Genomic DNA, 21678 nt, shown 5'->3' with positions numbered 1-21678 from the left:
AGAGCCCTTGAAAGCCGAAAGCAGGCCCCTATATAGATAACAAGGCCGGAACGCTCGACAGAGGTTTCGACCAGGCGCCCGTCCATCAGGAGGGTAAACAATCCGTTATCGCTCACAAGAGGGTAATACTATGCGTTCTATCGACTTTTCTCCGCTCTATCGTTCTGCCATCGGCTTCGATCGTCTGGCCACTCTCATCGAATCTGCGGCCAGCAATGGCAATGCCGGCTATCCCCCCTACAATATCGAGCAGCTGGGTGACAGCGACTACCGCATCAGCATGGCGGTGGCGGGCTTTACCCAGGAAGAGCTGGAGCTGAGCTTCCAGGAAAATCTGCTGACGGTGAAGGGCAGCAAGCAGGCCGATACCGAGCGCAACTACCTCTACCAAGGCATTGCCGAACGCGGCTTCGAGCGTCGCTTCCAGTTGGCCGACTATGTGCGGGTGAAGGGGGCCGACCTGAAGAACGGTCTGCTGCACATCGACTTGGTGCGCGAAGTGCCCGAGGCGATGAAGCCCCGCAAGATCGAGATCAACGGCTGACAGCCTGACCTCGTTGCATTGCTGATGTTTCCCGGGTGCCGATGGCGGGCCCGCGGAGAGTAAACCCTGTTGCTTTATAGAAGGATAGGATCATGCGTAACCTCGATTTTTCTCATCTCTATTCCAATGCCGTCGGCTTCGAGCGGATGGCCCGCGAGCTGGAAGGCCTGTTCGATCAGAAGACCTCGGCCTACCCCCCGTACAACATCGAAAAGCGGGATCACGACAGCTACCTCATCACGGTTGCCGTGGCCGGTTTCGATCGCAATGAGCTGGAGCTGGAGATCGAAAATGGCACCCTCAAGGTGAAGGGGCGCAAGGTCGCCACCATGGGCGAGCGCCAATTCCTCCATCAGGGGATCGCCGAGCGGGACTTCGAGCTCGCTTTCAAGCTGAGCCAGAACGTGGAAGTGCAGGGGGCCAGGCTGGAGCACGGTCTGCTGACCATAGAGCTGGCCTGGGAGCTGCCGGAAGCGCTCAAGCCCCGCGCCATCCCCATCGGCAAACCCGATCAGCTGGCACTGCCCGGTTAAACAACATCGCTGACCACCTGATAGAAAAGAGGCCTGCATCTGCAGGCCTCTTTTTTCATGCCGAAGGGGGAATCAACCGGCGTAGAGGGCGTTGATCTCGTCGGCCAGGATGGCGATGCCACGACGCACCAGATCTTCGCTCTGGGCATAGTTGAGGCGGATGCACTCCTGGCTGTGGCGCCACTCGGGGTCGTCGATGCCGGGGAAGAAGTAGTGGCCGGGCACGATCAGCAGGTTCTTCGCCTTCAGTCGCTCATACAGCTCCTGGCAGTGGATCGGCAGGTCTTCGAACCAGAGCCAGAGGAAGAGGGCACCCTCCGGCTTGTGGATGTGGAAGCGCGGATCCGGAATGGCCTCGCGCAGCAGCTGGACCGCGAAGGTGGCTTTCTGCTGGTAGAAGGGTTTCACCACCTGTTCGCTCAGGGTGATGATGTCACCGCTCTCGATCATCGGAATGGTGATGGCCGGACCCAGGCTGCCCGGCGCCAGATTGATGATGCCGCTCAGGTTGGTGATGGCCCGGATGATCTTCTCGTCGGCGATGACGATGCCGCAACGGGTGCCCGGCAGGCCGAGCTTGGAGAGGCTCATGCAGAGGATGGTGTTGGCGTTCCAGAACGGCTTGGCGTCGCTGAAGATGATGCCGGGGAAGGGCACGCCGTAGGCATTGTCGATGAGCAGCGGGATCCCCTTGTCACGGGCGATCTGATCGAGGTGCTCGATCTCCTCGTCGGTGAGCACGTTGCCGGTGGGGTTGGTCGGCCGGGAGACACAGATCACCCCGATGTCGTCGCCCACCTGCAGGCTCTCGAAATCCACGTGGTATTTGAACTGGCCGTCGGGCAGCTTCTCGATGGTGGGCTTGTAGGCGACGAAATGATCGTCCGAGAGTGCCGAGTCGGCATAGCCGATGTATTCGGGGGCCAGGGGGAACAGCACCTTCTTCTTGCGACCGTCGGCGAACTCGCCGGCCAGCAGGTTGAACAGATAGAAGAAGGCGTTCTGGCTGCCGTTGGTCAGGGCGATGTTGCGGGCGGAGATCTCCCAGCCCAGCTCCTTGCTGAGCAGGGCGGCCAGCGCCTTGGTAAACCTGTCCTTGCCCTGGGGGCCATCGTAGTTGGCCATGGCCTTGATCAGTTCGCCGTTGTCGAGCAGGGTATTGGCCTCGGCCTGAAAGCGTTCCAGCATGGCGGGGATGGGGGCCGGATTGCCGCCTCCCAGCATGATGGCGTCGGGATTCAGCAGCCCTTGATTGAGGTCGTCCATGAGTTGGGTAATACCGGCGTGGCGAGTGAACTTCTCGCCGAACAAGGAGAATTCCATTCGGTGGCAAATCCAGAGTCAGTTAAGGGGGGAGCTAGCACCATAGCTCACTTCAAAAGCGGGTGTCGATCAAAAAAACGGGGCGTTTCACGTGGAACAGGGTTGCCATGATGGAGGTGGTAAAAAAAACCATTTATAGGTTTTAAAATAACCAACATTCGATTCAGGAAGGGGTGTGACAGCATCAAAAAATTATTTATATCAATAAAATCATGCTGTTACAAATCTGGCACAACTATTGGAATAGCTATCTGGTCATCTCAACCACACCGGAGCACGCCAGATGAAGATCCTGATCGCTACCCTGATTGCCAGCAGCCTGAGCCTGAATGCCATGGCCGCCGAGAACCCCAGACCCGAGCTGGACAGCGCCGCCCTGCAACAGGAGATGCTGGCCTTGCAGCAGCAGGCCTCCCATGATGTGGTGGCAGAGGCCATCCACAACCTCAAGCCGCTGGCCCTGGAGACCCTGGTGGTGGAGGCGAGTTCTGCCGATGCGACTCATCCCGAGAGTTGAGGTAGCGCAAGGGGGTCTGCCCCGTGTGCTGCCTGAAGAAGGCGATGAAGGCGCTGTCGCTGGCGAACTCCAGGGCAGCGGCCACCCGGCTGATGGGCTCGGCTTCGGCCAGCAGTTCCATGGCCCGCAGCAGTCGCCACTGCTGGCGCCAGGCCTGGTAGCTCATGCCGGTCTCTCGCATGAAGATGCGGCCTATGGTCTTGTCACTGGCACCCACCCGCTCGGCCAGCCGGTTGAGCCGATCGGGCAGGGTGTCACCCCGCTTTATCTCCTGCAGCCAGCCGATCAGACGCCCGTCTGACGGCAGCGGCAACTGCCAGGATTCCCGCGGCGCTTGCGCCAGCTCTTCTTTCAATAATGCCAGTGTGCAGGTTTGCTCTGCTTCCGGCTTGTCCCAGGGCCAGAGCGCCATCCGCTCGATGATCTCCCGCAGCAGCGGGTTGACGGCCAGCACCGCCATCTCGTTTGGCAACGCGGGCTCCGGCTGGAAGTAGAGGGAGCGATAGGCCACTACCCCGCGCATCAACACCCGGTGGGGCAGACCTGCTGGCAACCAGGCCGCTCGCGTCGGCGGCAGCAGGCAGACCTGATCGTCCAGCTCTATGGTCATGCAGCCTGCCTGGGCGAACAGCAGCTGGTGGCGCTGGTGCTGATGGCGGCCGGAGTCGTGCCAGCCGAGGGCGGCGGCAATACCGATGGCGCTACCGTCGTGCTGGTCCGGATCAAAGGGGTGATCGGGAAGAATAAAGGCCATGTGTCCTATTCTTGCTGTTTATAGTCCGCCTTATTGTAATCGGACATGTTATCCCTCTCTAGAATGGCGACCTCTTGTGAAGGAGGTGTGTCATGAACAACAGGTTGCCACCGCGCTGGCTGGTGGTCGGATTGATGATGTTTCCCCAGATAGTGGAGACCATCTACAGCCCGGTGCTGACCCATATCGCCACTGAGTTTCGGGTGAGCGAGGGGCAGGCGTCCCAGACCCTGTCGGTCTATTTTCTGGCGTTTGCGGCGGGCGTGGTCTGCTGGGGCAGGTTGTGCGATCTCATCGGGCGGCGTCCCGCCATGCTGGCGGGGCTGCTGACCTATGGCGCCGGCACCCTGCTGGCGTTGCTGGCCACTCAATTTGAAACCCTGCTGCTGGCCCGGGTCATCGCGGCCTTCGGCGCCGCCGTGGGTTCCGTGGTGACCCAGACCATGCTGCGCGACAGCTATCAGGGCAGCGATCTGGCGCGGGTCTTTTCGGTGATGGGCATCGCGCTCTCCCTGAGTCCTGTGCTGGGGCTGGTGAGCGGTGGCCTGCTGGCTGATGGCTTGGGTTATCTCGGTGTATTCGGCGCCCTGCTGGCGCTGGCAATCGGCTTGTTGCTGATGGCTTGCTGGCAACTGCCGGAAACCCGCCCGGCCACCACCCAAAGGGTCGCACTCTGGCCGCTGGCCTGCCGGATGGTGCGTGATACCGGCTTGTGGCGCAGCGCCGCCCTGGTGGCGCTGTTCAACACCATGCTGTTCGGCTACTACAGCCTGGCGCCGTTTCTGTTTGCCGGTCTGGGGCTGAGCGCGGGGGAGTTTGGTTACTCCGGCATCGTGCTGGCGCTGGCGACCCTGGTGGGCAGCCTGCTCAACAAGTGCCTGCTGGGCCGTGGCTGGACGCCTGCCTCGTTAATACGGCTCGCCGCCGTGCTGGCGTCGGGTTCGAGTTGGCTGGTGTGGGCCAGTCAGGCATCGCTCTGGTTCCTGTTGCCCATGATGGTGGTGGTGGTGGCGTTCGGACTGGCGATCCCCAATGTGCTGAGCCAGGCGCTGCTGGCCTATCGGGAGGTGGCGGGTAGTGCCGGTGCCCTGTTCGGGCTTGGCTACTACCTGTTGCTCAGCCTGGGGCTGGCGGTTGCAGCCAGCTTGCAGGATCTCGGTCTGCTGCTCGGTGGTTGCGGTCTGCTGGCCTTGTGCTGCGGTTGGCGTCGTTCCACGTGAAACATCAGCTGCCGATAAAGCGGTAGCCGATGCCGGATTCGGTCTCGATCAGCGTGGGTTGCTGGGGGTTATCTCCCAGCTTCTTGCGCAGACTGGCGATGACGATGCGCAGGTAGTGGGTATCTTCCTTGTGGCTTGGCCCCCAGATGTCGATGAGCAGCTGGGTCTGTTGCACCAGCTTGCCGGGGTGGCACACCAGCGCCTGCAACAGGGCGAACTCCTTGCGGGAGAGGGGGATCTCCTCGCCCTGCAGGGTGACTTTGTGGCTGCTGCTGTCCAGGGTCAGGCCACAGTGGGGGAAGTGTCGACACTCGCCGCTGGTGGCACCGACCCGCTGGCGCAGCAGCACCCGGATACGGGCCATCATCTCCCCGACGCCGAACGGCTTGCTCATGTAGTCGTTGGCCCCCGCATCCAGCAGCCGCACCTTCTCCTGCTCGGAGTCCCGCGCCGAGAGCACCAGCACGGGATTGGCGTGATGCTCGCGGATGGCGTGCAGGATTTGGATGCCATCACCGTCCGGCAGGCCCAGATCCAGGATCACCAGGTCGGGGTTGAGGTGGCGATACTGCGCCATCCCCTCGGTGACACCGACCGCCTCACTCACCTGATGTCCTTCGGCGATCAGGCTGATCCGCAAAAAACGGCGGATGGCCGCCTCGTCGTCGATGACCAGTATGTGAGCCATTCAGCCTCCCGTTTGCTGATTGAAAAGGGCGGCGACCATCAGGCCGCCGGTGCGTTGAGGGCCAGCGGCAGGGAGATGCGCATGCAGGTGCCGTTGCCGTTGGGGCCGGCGAATGCCCAGATGCGGCCGCCGTGGACCTCTATCATAGCGCGGGAAATGGCGAGGCCAAGCCCGGTGCCGCGGCTGCCGCAGTCGCCGACCGGCTGGGTGTAGAACAGATTGAAGATCTTGTCCCGATCCGACTCGGCGATGCCGACCCCGATATCGATGATGTCGATGATGAGGTCGGGGTCCGCCAGCATCACCTTGAACTCGATGGGGGTGCCGGCCGGCGAGTAGCGGGAGGCGTTGTCGAGGATGTTGACCAGCACCTGCTCGATCAGGGCACCGTGCACATAGAGCCGGGGGATCTGCTGATCGAAGTGCACCAGCAGCTTGTGCTGGCGCCAGGAGGAGTCGAGTCTGCGGCGGGCGCTCTCCACCAGGTCAGCCAGGTCAACCCAGTCCCGTTTCAACTGGAAGTCCGGTGAGCCGATGCGAGTCATGTCCAGCAGGTTCTGGACATAGCCGTGCAGGCGGCGCGCTTCGTCCTGCACCGAGTGCAGCAGTTCGATGCGGTCCTCCGCACTTATCCGGTCCCCGTATTCCAGCAGGGTGCTGCCGGCCCCCATGATGGTGGCCAGCGGCGTCTTCAGGTCGTGGGAGACCGAGGAGAGCAGGGCGGCGCGCATCCGGTCGGTCTCCGCCTGCAACTGGCTGTCGGCCAGCCGCTCGTTGAGATCGATCCGCGCCAGGGCGGCGCGGATATCGGTGAGCAGGGCCTGCAGCTGGTGCTCGGCGGCGGAGGTGAGCGGGCTGGCCAGCCGGATGCCCAGCACCAGGTCATCGCCGAGGTGATGATACTGAGCCTCGGCGGCGTTGAGGGTGGCGGTATGGGCACCGGCGCTCTGCTTCTGGGCCAGACACCAGTCAATGGCGGCCTTGTCGGTCTGGCCCGGCCCGGTCTGGGTATCACCGGCCCGGTACTGGTAATCCCCATCGAGTGCGAACACGGGCTGCCCAAGGGCGAGGGCGATGGCCTGGGTTCCCTGTCTCAGCACGTCCACCGGGCTGCTGGCGGTGGCCAGTCCCTGGCTCAGGGAGAGCAGGGCGCTACCCAGCTGCTGGGTCTCGCGCAGACTGACCAGTTGCTGACGCTGGCGGGAGGCGAGGCGCCCGGCCGCGATGCCGACGATGAGCAGCACGAACAGGGTGAGCAGGTCGCTGTGGCTGGCCACGCTCAGGGAGAAGTAGGGGAAGGTGAACAGCAGATTGTGGCCGACGAAGCCCAGCACCGCAGCCAGGATGGCGGGGACCAGGCTGGTGGTGAGCGCGGTGGCCAGTACCCCCAGCACGAACAGCATGGGCAGGGAGGCGGGGGGCAGCCAGTGGGAGAGGGCCCAGACCGCGGCCGAGGTCCCCCCCATGATGGCCACCGCGAGCAGGCTCTGGCGAAGCTCACCCGGGCCTGCCGTTGGCAGGGTCAGGCCGGGCTTGCGCTTCTCGGTATCCACCAGCGTGATCTCGAATCCCTGCGCCTGTTTGAGCAGGTGCTGTACCAGGGATCGGCGCCAGGGCGGATTGCGGGATTTGCCGAGCAGCAATTGGGAGACCTGCTGCTGTTCAGCGGTCTCCAGCAGGGCATCGGCCACGGCCGGGCTGGAGAGGGTCAGCACTCTGGCCCCCAGCTGGGAGGCGAGGGCCAGCGCCTGCTCCAGCTCAGGGGAGCGCTGCCCCCTGCTGTCGATGTGCACCACCAGCCAGGGCAGTTGCCTGCGCTGGGCGAAGCGGTGGCCGTAACGCACCAGGGCGGCACCGTGCTCATCCCCGATGCAGACCATCAGCTTGCCCCGCAGCGGCAGTGTGGTCTTGCCAGCCGCCTGCCACTGCAACTGCAGGTCTCCCTCCACGTGGCTGGCGGCGGTCTGCATCGCCAGCTCGCGCAGAGCGGTCAGGTTGTTCAGAGAGAAAAAGGATTGCAGGGCGGCCTTGGCCTGGTGTGGCACATAGACCTTGCCCTCCTTGAGGCGGCCGAGCAGCTCCTTGGGGGGGAGGTCGATCAGTACCAGGCTGTCGGCCTCCAGCAGCACTTGATCCGGCAGGGTCTCCTTGACCCTGACCCCGGTCAGCTGCCACACCAGATCGTTGAGGCTCTCCAGGTGCTGCACGTTGAGGGTGGTGTAGACATCGATGCCGGCGCCCAGCAGCTCCTCTACATCCTGCCAGCGCTTCTCGTGGCGGCTGCCGGGGGCGTTGCTGTGGGCCAGCTCGTCCACCACGGCGATGGCGGGTTTTCGCGCCAGCAGACCGTCCAGATCCATCTCCTCCAGTCGCTGCTGGCGGTGCAGGTGCAGCTTGCGCGGCTGGATGGCGAGCTTGTCGAGCAGGGCCAGGGTCTCCTGGCGGCCGTGGGTCTCCACCACCCCGATCAGGATGTCGACCCCCTCCCTGGCCTGCTCCCGCACCGCCTGCAGCATGGCGTAGGTCTTGCCGACGCCGGGGGCCGCGCCGAGAAACACCTTCAGCTTGCCCCTATGCTCCTGCTCCAGGCTCGCCAGCAGGGCGTCTGCCCTCACCTCATCACGCATCCCCGTGCTCCCGTTGCATCGGCCGAACTGCGGCCGTGACCTCATTGCTCATGCTTGTCCCCGTTGTCGAAAGGGAGCCTGTCCCGAACGGCAAGGAGCGCCCTCAGGCGCCCTTTTGATGATCGAGTTGCAGGTTCAACTGGAGAATGTTGACCACCTGCGGGCCAAGGATACCAGCTTGTGCCGCCGACTTGACCTGCTCCGTCAACTGAACGGGATCCAGCCCCCGTTGCTCGGCGACCCTGTCCACCTGGGCCAGCGCTGCAGCGAGTGGCAGATGGGGATCGAGGCCGGAGGCGGAGCGGGTCAGCAGGGCGGGGACCCTGGCTTCCGGCTGCGCCCTGGCCGCAGCTGCGGCAAACTCGGCCCGTAGCGGCGAGCTCATCCCCAGGTTGCTTCCGCCGCCACCTATGGTGGCGAAATCGCTGGCGGAGGGGCGGGAGTGGAAGTAGTCGGCCCGCTCGAATTTCTGGGCCAGCAGGGCGCTGCCGACCACCTGCTGCTTGGTGTTGGTGAGCAGGCTGCCGTTGGCCTGCCAGGGGAAGAGCAGCTGGGCCAGCCCGGTGACGGCCAGCGGATATGCCACCCCCAGCAGCAGGGTCAGGGTCAGCAGGGTTCTGATTGCTATCATGATTTTTTGCTCCAAAAGATTGATGGGGTACAAGCCAGGCTTGCACCCGTTATGTCGTTACACCAGACCGAGGCCGGTGATGACCAGATCGGTCAGCTTGATGCCCATGTATGGGGGCACGATCTGGCCGTGGATACCATAGTGCGGCGTTTTCATCACACCAGCCCCAGGCCTGTGATGACCAGATCGATCAACTTGATGCCGACGAAGGGCACGACCAGGCCACCGAGACCATAGATCAGCAGGTTGCGGCGCAGCAGGCTGGCCGCCGTTCCCTTCAGGCTGACCCCGCGCAGGGCCAGCGGCACCAGCGCGACGATGATCAGGGCGTTGAAGATGATGGCCGACAGGATGGCGCTCTCCGGGCTGCCCAGCTGCATCAGGTTCAGCGCCCCCAGCTGCGGATAGGCGGCGATGAACAGGGCCGGCAGGATGGCGAAGTACTTGGCCACGTCGTTGGCGATGGAGAAGGTGGTCAGGGCGCCGCGGGTCACCAGCAGCTGCTTGCCCACCAGCACCACGTCCAGCAGCTTGGTAGGGTTGGAGTCGAGATCCACCAGGTTGCCCGCCTCCTTGGCGGCCTGGGTCCCCTCGTTCATGGCCAGGCCCACGTCGGCCTGGGCCAGGGCTGGTGCGTCGTTGGCGCCGTCCCCGCACATGGCGACCAGCCGGCCGTCGGCCTGCTCCTGACGGATGTAGGCCAGCTTCTTCTCCGGCGTCGCCTCGGCGATGAAGTCATCCACCCCGGCCTCGGCGGCGATGGCGGCGGCGGTCAGCGGGTTGTCACCGGTGATCATCACGGTGCGGATCCCCATGTGGCGCAGGGTCTGGAAGCGGGCCTTGATGCCTGGCTTGATGATGTCCTTGAGGAACACCACCCCCAGCAGCTTCTCGTGGGTGCAGACCAGCAGCGGGGTACCCCCCTGGCGGGCGATGTTGTCCACCGATTTGAGGATGAGCTCGGGCACCCCCTTGCGATCGAGGGAGAGGTAGCGCAGCACCGCGTCCACCGCCCCCTTGCGATAGTGATGACCGTTGCGATCCAGCCCGCTCAACCGGGTCTCGGCACTGAAGGGGATCACCTTGTCGCTCTCCAGCTGGCTCGGTCTGGTGTGGCTCTTGCCCGCCAGGGTCAGGATGGATTTGCCTTCCGGGGTGTTGTCACCCAGGGAGGCCAGCATGGCGGCCTGGGCCAGCAGGGAGGGGTCCACCCCGGGGGCCGGGATCAACTCGTCCGCCATCCGGTTGCCGAAGGTGATGGTGCCGGTCTTGTCCAGCAGCAGGGTGCGCACGTCGCCGGCGGCCTCCACCGCCCGGCCCGACTTGGCGATGACGTTGAGCTTCACCAGCCGGTCCATGCCGGCGATGCCGATGGCGGAGAGCAGGCCGCCTATGGTGGTCGGGATCAGGGTGATGAACAGCGCCAGCAGATAGAGCCTGGGCACCTGGGTGCCGTTGTAGTCGAGGAACCAGGGCAGGGTGGCCACCACCAGCAGGAAGATCAGGGTCAACCCCACCAGCAGGGCGTCCAGCGCCATCTCGTTCGGCGTCTTCTGGCGCTTGGCCCCTTCCACCAGGGCGATCATGCGATCCAGGGTGCTTTCACCCGGGTTGTTGCTGACCCGGATCCAGATTTCGTCGGAGACGACTGTGGTGTTGCCGGTCACGCCGCTGCGGTCGGTGCCCGACTCGCGGATCACCGGGGCGGATTCCCCGGTGATGGCCGCCTCGTTGACCGAGGCGATGCCGGCGATGACCTCACCGTCTGCCGGGATCATCTCGCCGCTGCGTACCAGCACCAGATCGCCCTTGAGCAGGCTGGTGGCCGGCACCCATTCCCCTTGCCCATCCCTGGGGTCTGTGACACGACGTGCCTTGAGCTGGCTCAGACCCGCCTTCAGGCTGTCGGCCCGCGCCTTGCCGCGCCCCTCGGCCAGGGTCTCGGCGAAGTTGGCAAACCAGAGGGTGAGCCAGAGCCAGGCGGTGAGCTGCCAGGCCAGCGAAGGAGCGACGCCGGAGAGCGGTTGCCCCAGCAGCGACTCCAGGGTCGCCATCACGGCCGCCAGCCAGAGAGTGAACAGGATGGGGCTGCCCAGCAGTGCCCTGGGGTTGAAGCGATAGAGGGCTTCCACCATGGCCTGCAGGATCTGTGATTTCTGTTTCTTGCCCTTCACCTTGAGGGTGTCGGTGCTCATTGAAGCGGACTTGCTCATTGGAAAGCTCCCAGCATCGAATAGTTGGTCACGCAGATCAGTCGGGTGTGCAGCATCAGAAGGCACCTCCCAGCAGGCTCAGGTGTTCCGCCACCGGGCCCAGCGCCAGCACCGGCAGGAAGGAGAGACCCCCCATCAGCAGCACGGTGACGATCAGCAGGGTGATGAAGAGCGGGCCGCTGACGGGGAAGTCCCCTTCACTTCGCTCCTGACGAGGGGCGCGGGCCAGCTGGCCGGCGATGGCCAGCACGGGGATGATGTAGCCGAAGCGACCGAGCAGCATGGCCAGCCCGATGGCGATGCACTGCCAGCTGTCGGCGGCGGCAAAGCCGGCGAAGGCGGAGCCGTTGTTGCCGGCGGCCGAGGCGTAGTCATAGATCAGCCGTGACAGACCGTGGGGGCCATCGTGACCGATGACGGTGGCGGAGTTCGGCATCAGCAGGGTAATGCCGCCGATCACCAATACCCCGACCGGCATCACCAGCATGCTGGCGACCACCCACTTCATCTCGGTGATGCCGAGCCGTTTGCCCAGATAGGTCGGAGTGCGCCCCACCATCAGGCCGCACAGGAACACGGTGAGCAGCACGAACAGCATCATGCCGTAGATGCCGGCACCGACGCCGCCGAACACCACTTCACCCAGCAGCATGTTGATCATGCCGACCATGCCGCCGAGCGGGGCGAAGCTGTCGTGCATGGCGTTGACCGAGCCGTTAGAGGCAGCGGTGGTGGCCACTTCCCAGATGCTGGACAGCACGGGGCCGAAGCGGCTCTCCTTGCCTTCCCAGTTGCCGGCTTCGCTGGTGAGGTGGGCGAGGGCCGGATCCGGTTTCAGCTCCTGACCGATGGCGAGGCAGAGCCCCAGCACCAGCATGATGGTCATGGCGATGAGGATGGCGCGACTGTGAGCCAGATCCTTCACGTAGCGACCCAGGGTGCAGACCATGGCGGCGGCCAGGGTCAGCAGGGCGACCATCTCCAGCCAGTTGGAGAGGGCGGTGGGGTTTTCGAACGGATGGGCCGAGTTGATGCCGAAGAAGCCGCCGCCGTTGGAGCCGAGCTGCTTGATGGCGATCTGGGAGGCGGCCGGGCCGAGCGGCAGCAGCTGCTCCTGGCCTTCCAGGGCGTGGAACGACAGGTAGGCCGACAGGCTCTGGGGCACCCCCTGCCATACCAGCAGCAGCGCCAGGATCAGCGCCATCGGCAGCAGCACGTAGAGACAGAAACGCACCAGATCCTGCCAGAAGTTGCCAAGGTGGGTGGTCTGCTGGCGGGCGATGCCGCGAAACAGGGCGATGGCGACGGCGGCGCCGGTGGCGGCGGAGACGAAGTTCTGGGTGGTGAGCCCCACCATCTGGCTGAAGTAGGAGAGGCTGGCTTCGCCGGAGTAGGCCTGCCAGTTGGTGTTGGTCATGAAGCTGACCGCGGTGTTGAAGGCGAGTTGCCAGTTCAGCCCTGGCAGTTGCTGCGGGTTGAGGGGCAGCAGCCCCTGCGCCATCAGGATCAGGAACAGCAGGCCGAAACCGGCGCCGTTGAAAGCCAGCAGGCTGAGGGCGTAGGACTTCCAGTCCTGCTCGCGCCCGTCCGTGCCGCAGCAGGCCAGGGTGGCGCGCTCAAGCGGGGCCAGCCAGCGACTCTTGCCTTCAAACACCCGATACAGGTAGTTGCCAAGCAGAGGCGCCGGCAGCAGCACCAGCAGCACGAACGCGACGGGATAGATGATCTCTTGCCACATATCCGGTTCCTCACTCATGGGTACGCGCGAGGGCGCGCAGCAGATAACCCGCGAGGGCGAGGACCAGCAGCAGATATAGCCAATTCATAACGACTCCGTTGAGGTAATTAGCGTCAGGGATCGATGCATATCCGTGTCGATCCCATAGGTCTCATTGACGCTGAAAGGGTATGTAGAACGGGCGTAAAGGCGCCATAAAGCCCGATTTGGCTGGCGTAAAATCGGCGTAAAGAAGGCAGGTTTTGTTGGCTGGTGGACGGGCAAGGCACAAAAAACCCGGCCTGGGCCGGGTTTGGTAGCAAGTGGTGGAAGCTGACCCGATGGTGATGAGGCCAGCTTCAACCCCGCTTATCGCATGGTCACAAACTCTTCCGCACTGGTTGGATGAATGGCAACGCAGTTGTCGAAGTCCGCCTTGGTGGCGCCCATCTTCATGGCGACGCCGAAGCCTTGCAGGATCTCGTCCATGGCGAAGCCGATGCCGTGCAGGCCGACCACCTTCTCTTCCGGCCCGACGCAGACCAGTTTCATCCGGGTGGGCTGGCGATGCTGGGTCAGTGCCGAATACATGGCGGTGAACTGGCTGCGGTAGACCTTCACCTGATCTTCACCGTATTCGGCGACGGCTTCCGGCTCGGTCAGGCCGATGGTGCCGATGGGCGGGTGGCTGAACACCACGGTCGGCACCAGATCGTAGTTGAGGTGCTCGCCCGGCTTGTTGTTGAACAGCCGCTCCGAGAGGCGGCGGCCTGCCGCGACAGCCACTGGGGTGAGCTGGATGCGGCCGGTGTTGTCACCGACGGCATAGAGGTTGGCGACGGCGGTGTTCTGGAACTTGTCGGTGGGGATGAAGCCCTTCTCGTCCAGGGTGATGCCGGTGGCAGCCAGATTGAGGTTGTCGGTGGCAGGCTCGCGACCGATGGCCCAGATGAGGCAGTCCACGGTGAGGTGGCGACCATCTTCCAGTTGCAGGGTCAGGCTGTCGTCTGCGTTCTTGATGACGGCCTTGGGAATTGCGTGGGTGTGCAGCTTGGGCCCTTCCTGCGCCATGATCTCCACCAGGGTCTCGTGGATCATGGGGTCGAAGTTGCGCAGCGGCGCATGCTTGCGCACCACCAGATGGGTCTCGGAGCCAAGGGCCTGCATCACGCCTGCGATCTCCACGGCGATATAGCCGGCACCCACCACGGCAACCCGTTTGGGCTGGCTTTGCAGGTCGAAGAAACCGTCGGAGTCGATACCCAGTTCGGCGCCCGGAATGGTCGGGACCTCGGGGCGGCCGCCGGTGGCAATCAGGATGTGATCGGCGCTGTAGTGCTCGCCGTTCACCTCGACGGTATGGCTGTCGACGAAGCGGGCGAAGCCCTTGATGACGGTGATCTGGTTCTTGCCCAGCACGTTCTGGTAGGACTGGTGAATGCGCCCGATATAGGCCTGACGGGATTCGACCAGCTTGGCCCAGCTGAAGTGGTTGAGCGTGGTGTCGAAGCCGTAGTCGGCGCCATATTTCAGGGCATCGGCGATCTGGCCTGCATACCACATGGCCTTCTTCGGTACGCAGCCGACGTTGACGCAGGTGCCACCCAGCTCTTTGGCTTCGATCAGGGCGACTTTCTTGCCGTACATGGCTGCCCGGTTGGCCGAGGCGATGCCGCCGCTGCCGCCACCGATGGCGATGTAGTCAAAATGCTGTGCCATTGCGAGGTTCTCCGCTCGTTAAGAATGCAGTCACAGCATGATGGGGACAAAGCGGCCGGCCCACAAGAGCCGGTGCTCAGTTCTGCTGGATGGGCAGGCGAATGTGGAACTGGGCGCCCTGGCCCGGTTCGCTGGCGCAGTGGATGCGGCCGCGCAGCAGCTGGACCACCAGGTTGTAGATGATGTGAGTGCCGAGCCCGCTGCCACCCTGGCCCCGCTTGGAGGTGACGAAGGGATCGAAGATGCGCGGCAGTATCTCCGGGGGGATGCCGCGGCCGTTGTCACTGTAGTCGATGACCAGCTCGTCTCCCTGCTGCGCCACCTGGATGGTGATCTTTCTGGGCCTGTCCCAGCCATCGAAACCGTGATGGATGGAGTTGAGGATCAGGTTGGAATAGATCTGGGTGAAGCTGCCCGGGAAGGAGTAGATGCTCAGCTTGGGATCGCACTGGATGTCCACCTCGCACTGGGCCTTCTTGAGCTTGTAGCCGAGGGAGACCACCACCTGATGCAGGTTGTCGGCGAGGCTGAAGTTGTAGCGGGCCTCGGAGGACTGATCGACCGCTACCTGCTTGAAGCTGGCGATGAGCTCGGAAGCGCGGCGCAGGTTGCCTTGCAGCAGTTGCATCGACTCGTCGAGATTCTGGGTGAATTCGTTGAGGTAGGTGCGGGAGAGCTGCTTGGCCTCGATATGCTGCTTGAAGTCGGCCACCCGCTCCTGCAGGTAGGAGGAGGCGGTGACGCTGATGCCGATGGGGGTGTTGATCTCGTGGGCCACGCCGGCAACCAGGGAACCGAGGGAGGCCATTTTCTCCGACTCCACCAGGGTCTGCTGGGCCTGCTTGAGATCGTCATAGGCCTTGCCCAGCTGGTCGTTGGCATCGCTCAGGCTGCGGGTGCGTTCCGCCACCTTACCTTCCAGCTGCTCGTTGAACAGGGTGATCTCCCGCTCCACCTTCTTGAGGGGGGTGATGTCATAGCCAAAGCCGATCAGGTACTTGAGGTTGGGCCCCTCGTAGAAGGGAGCGAAGGTCCACTGCAGTACCAGCTCGTTGCCCTGCTGGTCGTGCATGGTGATCTCCCTGTCCTCCAGGGCGCCCTGATCGGCCAGGGTGGCGGCCAGCTCGTCACGCTGCTCCTTGCTGACGAAGAGATCCAGCCAGTTGTGCTGCAACAGCTCCTGGTGGTGATAGCCGGTGAGCAGGATGGCTGCCGGGTTGATGCTGGCGATGTTGAGATCCGGCTCCATGCAGCAGATGACCATGTTGGCGGAGTTGATCAGGGTGGCGGAGAAGTCCCGCTCCTGCTGGAGCTGATCGGCGGCCTGATGGCGGGCCGTGAACTCGTCGTTCAGCCGGGTGCGCATCTGGTTGAGGGTGGCGGCCAGGGTATCGAATTCGTCAGGGGACTTGCGGGGCAGGGGGCGACCCTCCAGGGTCAGCTCCACCGCGAGGCGATCCAGGCTCAGTTTCTGGGCATAGCTGACGATGCGGTTGATATGACGGATCACCAGATAGTAAATGATGACCAGGATGCAGAACGAGACGACCAGGGTCTTGATGGTCTGGCTGACCAGGATCAGCACGGATTTCTCGATGAGGCGCTGGTAGACCTGCTCCAGGGAGGCGGCGACGAACAGCTTGCCGACCACTTCCCCCTGATAGCTCAGGGTGAACTCGCGGGAGATGTCGTATTGGGGCTGCTCCACTCCCTGGGTGAGCAGGGGCACTTCCGAATTGCCCAGCATCTCCTTGACCATGACGAACTGCATGTTGGGCAGGTTCATGATGCCCTCGATCTGCACCTTCACCTGCTCTTCATCCAGATTCCAGAGACTGGCCGAGATGGGTTGCAGGAAGGAGGCCTCGATCTGGCCGATGCTGGCCTCGATGACGGTCACATCCTTGTTGTAGTCCCAGGCGAGCTGAAGCACGGTGATGAGCAGTGCCAGCACCGTACTGCAGATCAGAATGTAGGAAAGCAGACGATAAGAGAGTCCGTTAAGGCCGACGGCCTTGGAGAAGATTCCTGACATGGCGTCCTTGCGGTCTGGATTGAGTGCGGTTTAGTTTAACTGCTTCATGGACTTATGTCGTGTGTCATCCAATGGATAAAAACAAGGCCCCTTTCGGGGCCTTTTTTGTGTGGGCTGGGATCAGTGGCCGCCCTTGGCTTTTGCCGGGATGGATTCGTCGAATTCCGGCAGCGGCTTGTGCTCGGATGCCAGGAAGGTGTAGATGACCGGCAGCACGAACAGGGTGAACAGGGTGCCGATGGCCAGACCCGCCACGATGACGATGCCGATGCTGAAGCGCTGTGCCGCCCCCGCACCCGAGGCATAGAGCAGCGGGATAAGGCCTGCGATCATCGCCGCCGTGGTCATCAGGATGGGGCGCAGACGGACCTTGGCTGCCTGCATCACGGCTTGCATCCGGTTCAGACCATGGAGCAGCTGCTCCTCCTTCGCCACCTCGCAGATCAGAATACCGTGCTTGGTAATCAGACCGACGAGGGTGATGAGACCGACCTGGGAGTAGATGTTCATGGTGGCCATGCCCCACGCCAGGGCGATCAGCGCGCCACTGATGGCCAGCGGCACCGACACCATGATGACCAGCGGGTCACGCACGGATTCGAACTGGATCGCCAGCACCAGGAAGATGATGGCCAGGGCCAGGGCGAAGGTGGCGTAGAGCGCATTCCCTTCGGTCACGAACTGGCGGGCTTCCCCCATGAAGTCGTAACGATAGCCTTGGGGCAGCTTCTCTTCCGCGGTCGCCTTGAACCAGTTGATCGCATCCCCCATGGCCACGCCAGGTGCCGGCACGGCGCCGATGGTGGCGGAGTTCAGCTGGTTGAAGTGGGGCAGGGCACGGGGCTCACCCTTCACTTCAATCTTGATCAGGCTGCCCAGCGGGATCGACTTGCCGTCGGCGGCACGCACGTAGTAGCCCTTGATGGACTCGGGGTTGAGACGGAACTTGCGCTCCACCTGCGGGATCACCTCGTAGGAGCGGCCATCCAGGTCGATACGGTTGACGTAACCGTCCGCCATCATGGTGCCCATGGTGATGCCGATGTCCTGCATGGTGATGCCGTAGGCACCCGCCTTGTCCTTGTCGATGCTGATCTTCATGGTGGCCGAGTCGTAGTTCAGATCGAGATCCGAATAGACGAACTGGCCGTTGGCCTGGGTTGCCGCCAGCATCTCACCCGCGATCAGGAACAGGCTCTCGAAGCTGTTCGGGGTGGTGATGACGAACTGGATGGGCAGACCGCTCGAGGCCCCCGGCAGTTCCGGGAACTGGAACGTGGTGATGGCCATCCCGGGGATGTCCTTCACCAGACCGGCGACCCGATCCAGCACCTCTTTCTGGCTCGCTTCACGCTGGCTCCAGGGCACCATGGAGGCGATACCGAACGCCTGATTGGAGTTGAACACCCCCGAGAAGACCTGGGAGTAAGCGATCTCCGGCTGGTCGTCCAGGACTTTGTTCACGTCCGCCATGGTATTTTCGATGTAGTCCAGGTTGGCGTTGGAAGGCGCCGTCCCCAGCACCGCCATGACGCCTTTGTCCTCGGACGGGGCCAGCTCGCTCGGAATGAACTTGAACAGCAGCGGCAGGCTGGCGAACACGATGACGGCAAACAGGATGACCACGATGCGCTTTTGCATCACGGCATGGAGCATGGCGTCGTAGCGGGCCGTCATGCGGTCCAGCAGATCGTGTACGGTACGCTCGAACTTGCCGGGCTCCTCGTTGGCCCTGAGCATCTTGGCGCACATCATGGGCGACAGGGTCAGGGCGATGATGCCCGAGACGAACACGGCGCCCGCCAGGGTCAGCGCGAACTCCTTGAACAGGGAGCCGGTGATGCCCCCCATCAGGGCGATGGGCGCATACACCGCCGCCAGGGTGACCGTCATGGCGATGACGGGCACGGCGATCTCCCGGGTACCTATGATGGCGGCCCGGAACGGCTCTTCCCCTTCCTTGATGTGACGATCGACGTTCTCCAGCACCACGATGGCGTCATCCACCACCAGACCGATGGCCAGCACCATCGCCAGCAGGGTCATGAGGTTTATGGAGAAGCCGAACATGTCCATCATCATCACCACGCCGATGAGGCTCAGGGGAATGGTGATGATGGGGATGATGACCGCCCGGAACGAACCGAGGAACAGGGTGATCACCACCAGTACGATGGCGGCCGCCTCCAGTATGGTCTTGATGACCTCGTGGATGGATTCGTTGATGGCGATGGTGGAGTCATACAGGACGTTCACCTGCATGGTGCTCGGCATGTTGCGCTTCAGGCTCGGCAGCAGCTCCAGCACATCGTGGGCGATGTTGATGGGGTTGGCTGTCGGGGCTGCGTTGATGGCCAGAACCACGGCCTCGCGGCCGTTGGCGCTGGCGCGATAGATGTCGTGGCTCTTCTCCAGGGAGACCTTGGCGATGTCGGAGAGACGGATCACCTTGCTGTCGCGGGTGGCGACCACCAGACGCTTGAGCTCTTCGATGTTGCTGACCTGGGTTTCGGCGTTGCCGTTGAACAGGGTGAAATAGCCGGTGGCCTGGCCGGTCGCGGACTGATAGTTGTTGCTGTTGAGCACCGTCATCACGTCGCTTGAGGTCAGGTCAAAGGCGGCCATCTTGGCCGGATCCAGCCACACCCGCAGGGCGAATTCGACCCCGCCATACAGATCCACCTTGGAGACCCCGCCCACGGTAAACAGCTGGGGCTTGATGACCCGCTCCAGGTAGTCGGTGATCTGGCTGGAGTTGAGCTCCGGGCTGGTGAAGCCCATGTAGAGCACCGCCGTGGTGGAGCCGGTGGAGGAGGTGACCGAAGGGTCTTCCGCCTCTTTGGGCAACTGGGAACGCACCGAGTTGACCTTGGCCAGGATGTCGGACAGCGCGGCGTTCGGATCGGTGTTGAGCTTCATGTACGCCGTCACCGTGGAACTGCCCAGCTGGCTCGAGGAGGTCATGAAGTCGATGTTGTCGGCCTGGGCGACCGCCTGCTCCAGGGGCTGGGTGATGAAGCCCTGGATCAGGTCCGCACTGGCGCCATAGTAGCTGGTGTTGACCGTGATGACGGTATTGATCACCTCGGGGTATTCACGCACCTGCATCTTGAAGATGGCCTGGAAGCCCAGCAGGGCTATCAGGAAGCTGAGCGAGATCGCCAGCACAGGCCGTTTTATGAATATGTCAGTAAATCGCATCGCAGCTCTCCGCGCTTACAGCATCGGGGTTTGTGCCGGAACGGCAAGGGCATCGTTCTCGACCACGTGCACCTTGGTATCGTTGCTCAGGCGAACCTGACCCGACAGCACGATTTGATCGCCAGCCTTGATGCCGGACAGCACATGGACATCGTTGCCGCGACGCTCACCTGCCTTGACCACCACCTGCTTGGCGCGTTTCACGCCGTCAGCCTCGTGAATGATGTAGACGTTCTCGCCATAGAGGGTGAAGGAGATGGCGGACTGCGGGATCACGATCTGGTCTTTCACCGTGGGCAGTATGATGCTGGCGCGGGCGAACATGCCGGAACGGAGCTGGCCGTCGTTGTTCGGAATGTCTGCCTGCACCTGGATCAGGCCGCTCTGATAGTTGACCGCGGGCTCGATGGCTGTGATCTGGCCGTCAAACTGGGTCTGGGGATAGGCATCCACGTTGATCTTGATGGTTTGTCCCAAGGTGATTTTGGAGATGTCGGTCTGGGGCACGGTGAAGCGCAGGCGCATCACGCTGGTGTCTTCCAGGCGCACGATCTCGGTACCGGGCTCCAGATACTGGCCGAGGAAGACGTTGCGCAGGCCCACGGCGCCGCTGAAGGGGGCACGCACCTCACGACGGGCGATGGTGGCCTTCAGACTGTCGATGTCCGCCTCGAGGGAGCGGTAGCTTGCCTCGGCATCATCCAGCTGGTCCCGGGAGATGGAGTTCTTCTGATAGAGGTTCTTGTAGCGCTCGAACTTGGCCCTGGCTGCCGGCAGTCTGGCCTGGGAAGAGTTCAGATTGGCTTTTTCCACACTGGAGTCCAGGCTCAGCAGCAGTTGATCCGCTTTGACATGTGCCCCGGATTCGAACCGGATGCTGTCGATGGTGCCTGACAGCTCGCTGGAGAGGGTGACCCCCTGGTTCGGCTCGATGAAGCCGATGGCTTCAATGGTGGGGACCCAGTCCTGCGCCTTGGTGACCATGGCGGTGACCGGGAACTCGGGCTCGGGCCGATTGGCCATGAACTCTGCAATCTTCTTCTGCTTGAACATATTGAAGCCGATGACACTGCCAAACAGGGCGAGTGCTATCAGCAACATGATGGCCATCCACTTTTTCATGAACAGGCTCCTGTGATGGAAACATTAGGGTTTAAAATGGCATTCCAGCTGGCCCGGATGACCGTCTCCAGCTGTTCCTGCGTCAATTCGAAATCGTGAACCCGGCGCTGCTGTGCCAGGTTGGCCACGCAATCCAGACTCAATGCTTGCAACACCAGAATGGGGAGATCGATGAAGAGTCCCTGTTGGCGTCCTTGCTCAAAGAAGCGCTCAAGTGGCGCCCACGTCGCCATTATGACCGGATCCCGCTCCAATTCAGCCCCCAATGGAGAACTTTCGTACTGCAATTTGCACTTGAGTGCATTGGGGTAGCTGGTGAAGATGGCATCGATGTTGAGCCAGAGGCGTCGATACTGCTCATAGGACACCTCTTCTATCTGCACACCTTCCATGACCAGAGGATGACACTTGAGGATAGTGTGCTGATAGAGCTGGCGGATCAGGTCATCCTTGTCGCTGAAATAGCGATAGATGGTGCCTGCCGCCACCTTGGCTTTCTTGGCGACCACGGCAATGGAAAGGCCGTAGAAGCCCTGCTCACCGAGGATCTCGTGAGCTGCTTCGAAAATGCGTTCTTTCTTATCCATGGTTATCAGAGGTCAACGACTGAATGAACGTTCATTCATTCTAGGTGGGCGCAAAGGCAAGTCAAGCATTGCCCATCATCTCTGACCCTATGGGGTGAGGGATTCAAAAAGTAGTGGGGAATTGCTGGATCCAGCCTGAACAAAACAAAAATAGTTGAAAAGGGTCGGAAGTGATTGAAAAACAGACACTTGATTCTTTGTGTCAAAAAAAGAGTAGACAAGGTCGGCATCATCATCAATAATGCGC

16 protein-coding genes are annotated in these 21678 nt (G+C 62.5%); 4 read left to right on the top strand and 12 right to left on the bottom strand.

The window, feature by feature from the left end; genetic code table 11:
* The first annotated feature begins 130 nt into the window (after positions 1 to 130).
* Positions 131 to 544, top strand: a complete 414-nt coding sequence (locus tag PG887_RS10535) for an Hsp20 family protein (RefSeq protein WP_010672291.1) — start codon at positions 131 to 133, stop codon at positions 542 to 544.
* A gap of 92 nt (positions 545 to 636) precedes the next feature.
* The gene (locus PG887_RS10530; RefSeq protein WP_270821650.1) at positions 637 to 1077 is read left to right on the top strand and encodes an Hsp20 family protein; all 441 of its coding nucleotides are present in this window, start codon (positions 637 to 639) and stop codon (positions 1075 to 1077) included.
* Positions 1078 to 1149: 72 nt separating this feature from the next.
* On the opposite strand, the gene PG887_RS10525 is transcribed toward PG887_RS10530, so the two are convergent.
* Positions 1150 to 2400: a valine--pyruvate transaminase gene (locus PG887_RS10525; protein ID WP_042864675.1), complete on the bottom strand. Its 1251-nt coding sequence runs from the start codon at positions 2398 to 2400 to the stop codon at positions 1150 to 1152.
* 283 nt (positions 2401 to 2683) lie between these two features.
* Here PG887_RS10525 and PG887_RS10520 point away from each other — a divergent pair, with 283 nt between their 5' ends.
* Positions 2684 to 2917, top strand: coding sequence for a hypothetical protein (locus PG887_RS10520; protein WP_041214189.1), 234 nt, complete (start codon positions 2684 to 2686; stop codon positions 2915 to 2917).
* Here the strand turns inward: PG887_RS10520 and PG887_RS10515 are convergent.
* Complete coding sequence (locus tag PG887_RS10515; protein WP_103243947.1) at positions 2847 to 3671, bottom strand: AraC family transcriptional regulator; 825 nt, start codon at positions 3669 to 3671, stop codon at positions 2847 to 2849. The genes PG887_RS10520 and PG887_RS10515 overlap by 71 nt on opposite strands.
* A gap of 92 nt (positions 3672 to 3763) precedes the next feature.
* Here PG887_RS10515 and PG887_RS10510 point away from each other — a divergent pair, with 92 nt between their 5' ends.
* A complete protein-coding gene (locus PG887_RS10510; RefSeq protein ID WP_103243946.1) occupies positions 3764 to 4891 on the top strand; it encodes a multidrug effflux MFS transporter in 1128 nt (375 codons plus the stop codon).
* A 4-nt stretch (positions 4892 to 4895) separates the two neighbouring features.
* Here PG887_RS10510 and PG887_RS10505 read toward each other — a convergent pair whose 3' ends face one another.
* From PG887_RS10505 to PG887_RS10460, 10 genes are all read right to left on the bottom strand, one after another.
* The gene (locus tag PG887_RS10505; protein WP_010672297.1) at positions 4896 to 5579 is read right to left on the bottom strand and encodes a response regulator; all 684 of its coding nucleotides are present in this window, start codon (positions 5577 to 5579) and stop codon (positions 4896 to 4898) included.
* Between the two features lie 38 nt (positions 5580 to 5617).
* Positions 5618 to 8206, bottom strand: a complete 2589-nt coding sequence (locus PG887_RS10500; protein ID WP_270821647.1) for a sensor histidine kinase — start codon at positions 8204 to 8206, stop codon at positions 5618 to 5620.
* 103 nt (positions 8207 to 8309) lie between these two features.
* Positions 8310 to 8837, bottom strand: coding sequence for a K(+)-transporting ATPase subunit C (gene kdpC, locus PG887_RS10495; protein WP_270821645.1), 528 nt, complete (start codon positions 8835 to 8837; stop codon positions 8310 to 8312).
* A gap of 155 nt (positions 8838 to 8992) precedes the next feature.
* Positions 8993 to 11050 carry a potassium-transporting ATPase subunit KdpB gene (kdpB, locus tag PG887_RS10490; RefSeq protein WP_270821643.1) on the bottom strand — a complete coding sequence of 686 codons (2058 nt, stop codon included), beginning with the start codon at positions 11048 to 11050 and terminating at the stop codon, positions 8993 to 8995.
* Positions 11051 to 11105: 55 nt separating this feature from the next.
* A complete protein-coding gene (gene kdpA, locus PG887_RS10485) occupies positions 11106 to 12788 on the bottom strand; it encodes a potassium-transporting ATPase subunit KdpA (protein WP_270821641.1) in 1683 nt (560 codons plus the stop codon).
* Positions 12789 to 13136: 348 nt separating this feature from the next.
* Complete coding sequence (gene gorA / locus PG887_RS10480; protein ID WP_201956202.1) at positions 13137 to 14486, bottom strand: glutathione-disulfide reductase; 1350 nt, start codon at positions 14484 to 14486, stop codon at positions 13137 to 13139.
* 76 nt (positions 14487 to 14562) lie between these two features.
* Entirely contained in the window at positions 14563 to 16521 is a 1959-nt protein-coding gene (locus PG887_RS10475; RefSeq protein WP_010672308.1) for an ATP-binding protein, read from the bottom strand.
* Positions 16522 to 16641: 120 nt separating this feature from the next.
* Positions 16642 to 19722: a multidrug efflux RND transporter permease subunit gene (locus PG887_RS10470; protein ID WP_182976214.1), complete on the bottom strand. Its 3081-nt coding sequence runs from the start codon at positions 19720 to 19722 to the stop codon at positions 16642 to 16644.
* A 15-nt stretch (positions 19723 to 19737) separates the two neighbouring features.
* Positions 19738 to 20844: an efflux RND transporter periplasmic adaptor subunit gene (locus PG887_RS10465; RefSeq protein WP_270821639.1), complete on the bottom strand. Its 1107-nt coding sequence runs from the start codon at positions 20842 to 20844 to the stop codon at positions 19738 to 19740.
* Positions 20841 to 21431: a TetR/AcrR family transcriptional regulator gene (locus PG887_RS10460; RefSeq protein ID WP_042864666.1), complete on the bottom strand. Its 591-nt coding sequence runs from the start codon at positions 21429 to 21431 to the stop codon at positions 20841 to 20843. The genes PG887_RS10465 and PG887_RS10460 overlap by 4 nt, the downstream gene beginning before the upstream one ends.
* Between the last annotated feature and the right edge of the window lie 247 nt (positions 21432 to 21678).

It is taken from the genome of Aeromonas sp. QDB14, from assembly GCF_027707845.1.
Lineage (GTDB): Bacteria > Pseudomonadota > Gammaproteobacteria > Enterobacterales > Aeromonadaceae > Aeromonas > Aeromonas caviae.
The sequence above is the reverse complement of the archived record's forward strand: the minus strand, read 5'-3'. Positions and strand labels throughout refer to the sequence as shown.

Bases quoted from the DNA above. Each gene is read 5' to 3' on its own strand.
- PG887_RS10535 (WP_010672291.1), top strand. From the start codon at position 131: ATGCGTTCTATCGACTTTTCTCCGCTCTATCGTTCTGCCATCGGCTTC.
- PG887_RS10530 (WP_270821650.1), top strand. From the start codon at position 637: ATGCGTAACCTCGATTTTTCTCATCTCTATTCCAATGCCGTCGGCTTC.
- PG887_RS10525 (WP_042864675.1), bottom strand. From the start codon at position 2,400: ATGGAATTCTCCTTGTTCGGCGAGAAGTTCACTCGCCACGCCGGTATT.
- PG887_RS10520 (WP_041214189.1), top strand. From the start codon at position 2,684: ATGAAGATCCTGATCGCTACCCTGATTGCCAGCAGCCTGAGCCTGAAT.
- PG887_RS10515 (WP_103243947.1), bottom strand. From the start codon at position 3,671: ATGGCCTTTATTCTTCCCGATCACCCCTTTGATCCGGACCAGCACGAC.
- PG887_RS10510 (WP_103243946.1), top strand. From the start codon at position 3,764: ATGAACAACAGGTTGCCACCGCGCTGGCTGGTGGTCGGATTGATGATG.
- PG887_RS10505 (WP_010672297.1), bottom strand. From the start codon at position 5,579: ATGGCTCACATACTGGTCATCGACGACGAGGCGGCCATCCGCCGTTTT.
- PG887_RS10500 (WP_270821647.1), bottom strand. From the start codon at position 8,206: ATGCGTGATGAGGTGAGGGCAGACGCCCTGCTGGCGAGCCTGGAGCAG.
- kdpC (WP_270821645.1), bottom strand. From the start codon at position 8,837: ATGATAGCAATCAGAACCCTGCTGACCCTGACCCTGCTGCTGGGGGTG.
- kdpB (WP_270821643.1), bottom strand. From the start codon at position 11,050: ATGAGCAAGTCCGCTTCAATGAGCACCGACACCCTCAAGGTGAAGGGC.
- kdpA (WP_270821641.1), bottom strand. From the start codon at position 12,788: ATGTGGCAAGAGATCATCTATCCCGTCGCGTTCGTGCTGCTGGTGCTG.
- gorA (WP_201956202.1), bottom strand. From the start codon at position 14,486: ATGGCACAGCATTTTGACTACATCGCCATCGGTGGCGGCAGCGGCGGC.
- PG887_RS10475 (WP_010672308.1), bottom strand. From the start codon at position 16,521: ATGTCAGGAATCTTCTCCAAGGCCGTCGGCCTTAACGGACTCTCTTAT.
- PG887_RS10470 (WP_182976214.1), bottom strand. From the start codon at position 19,722: ATGCGATTTACTGACATATTCATAAAACGGCCTGTGCTGGCGATCTCG.
- PG887_RS10465 (WP_270821639.1), bottom strand. From the start codon at position 20,844: ATGAAAAAGTGGATGGCCATCATGTTGCTGATAGCACTCGCCCTGTTT.
- PG887_RS10460 (WP_042864666.1), bottom strand. From the start codon at position 21,431: ATGGATAAGAAAGAACGCATTTTCGAAGCAGCTCACGAGATCCTCGGT.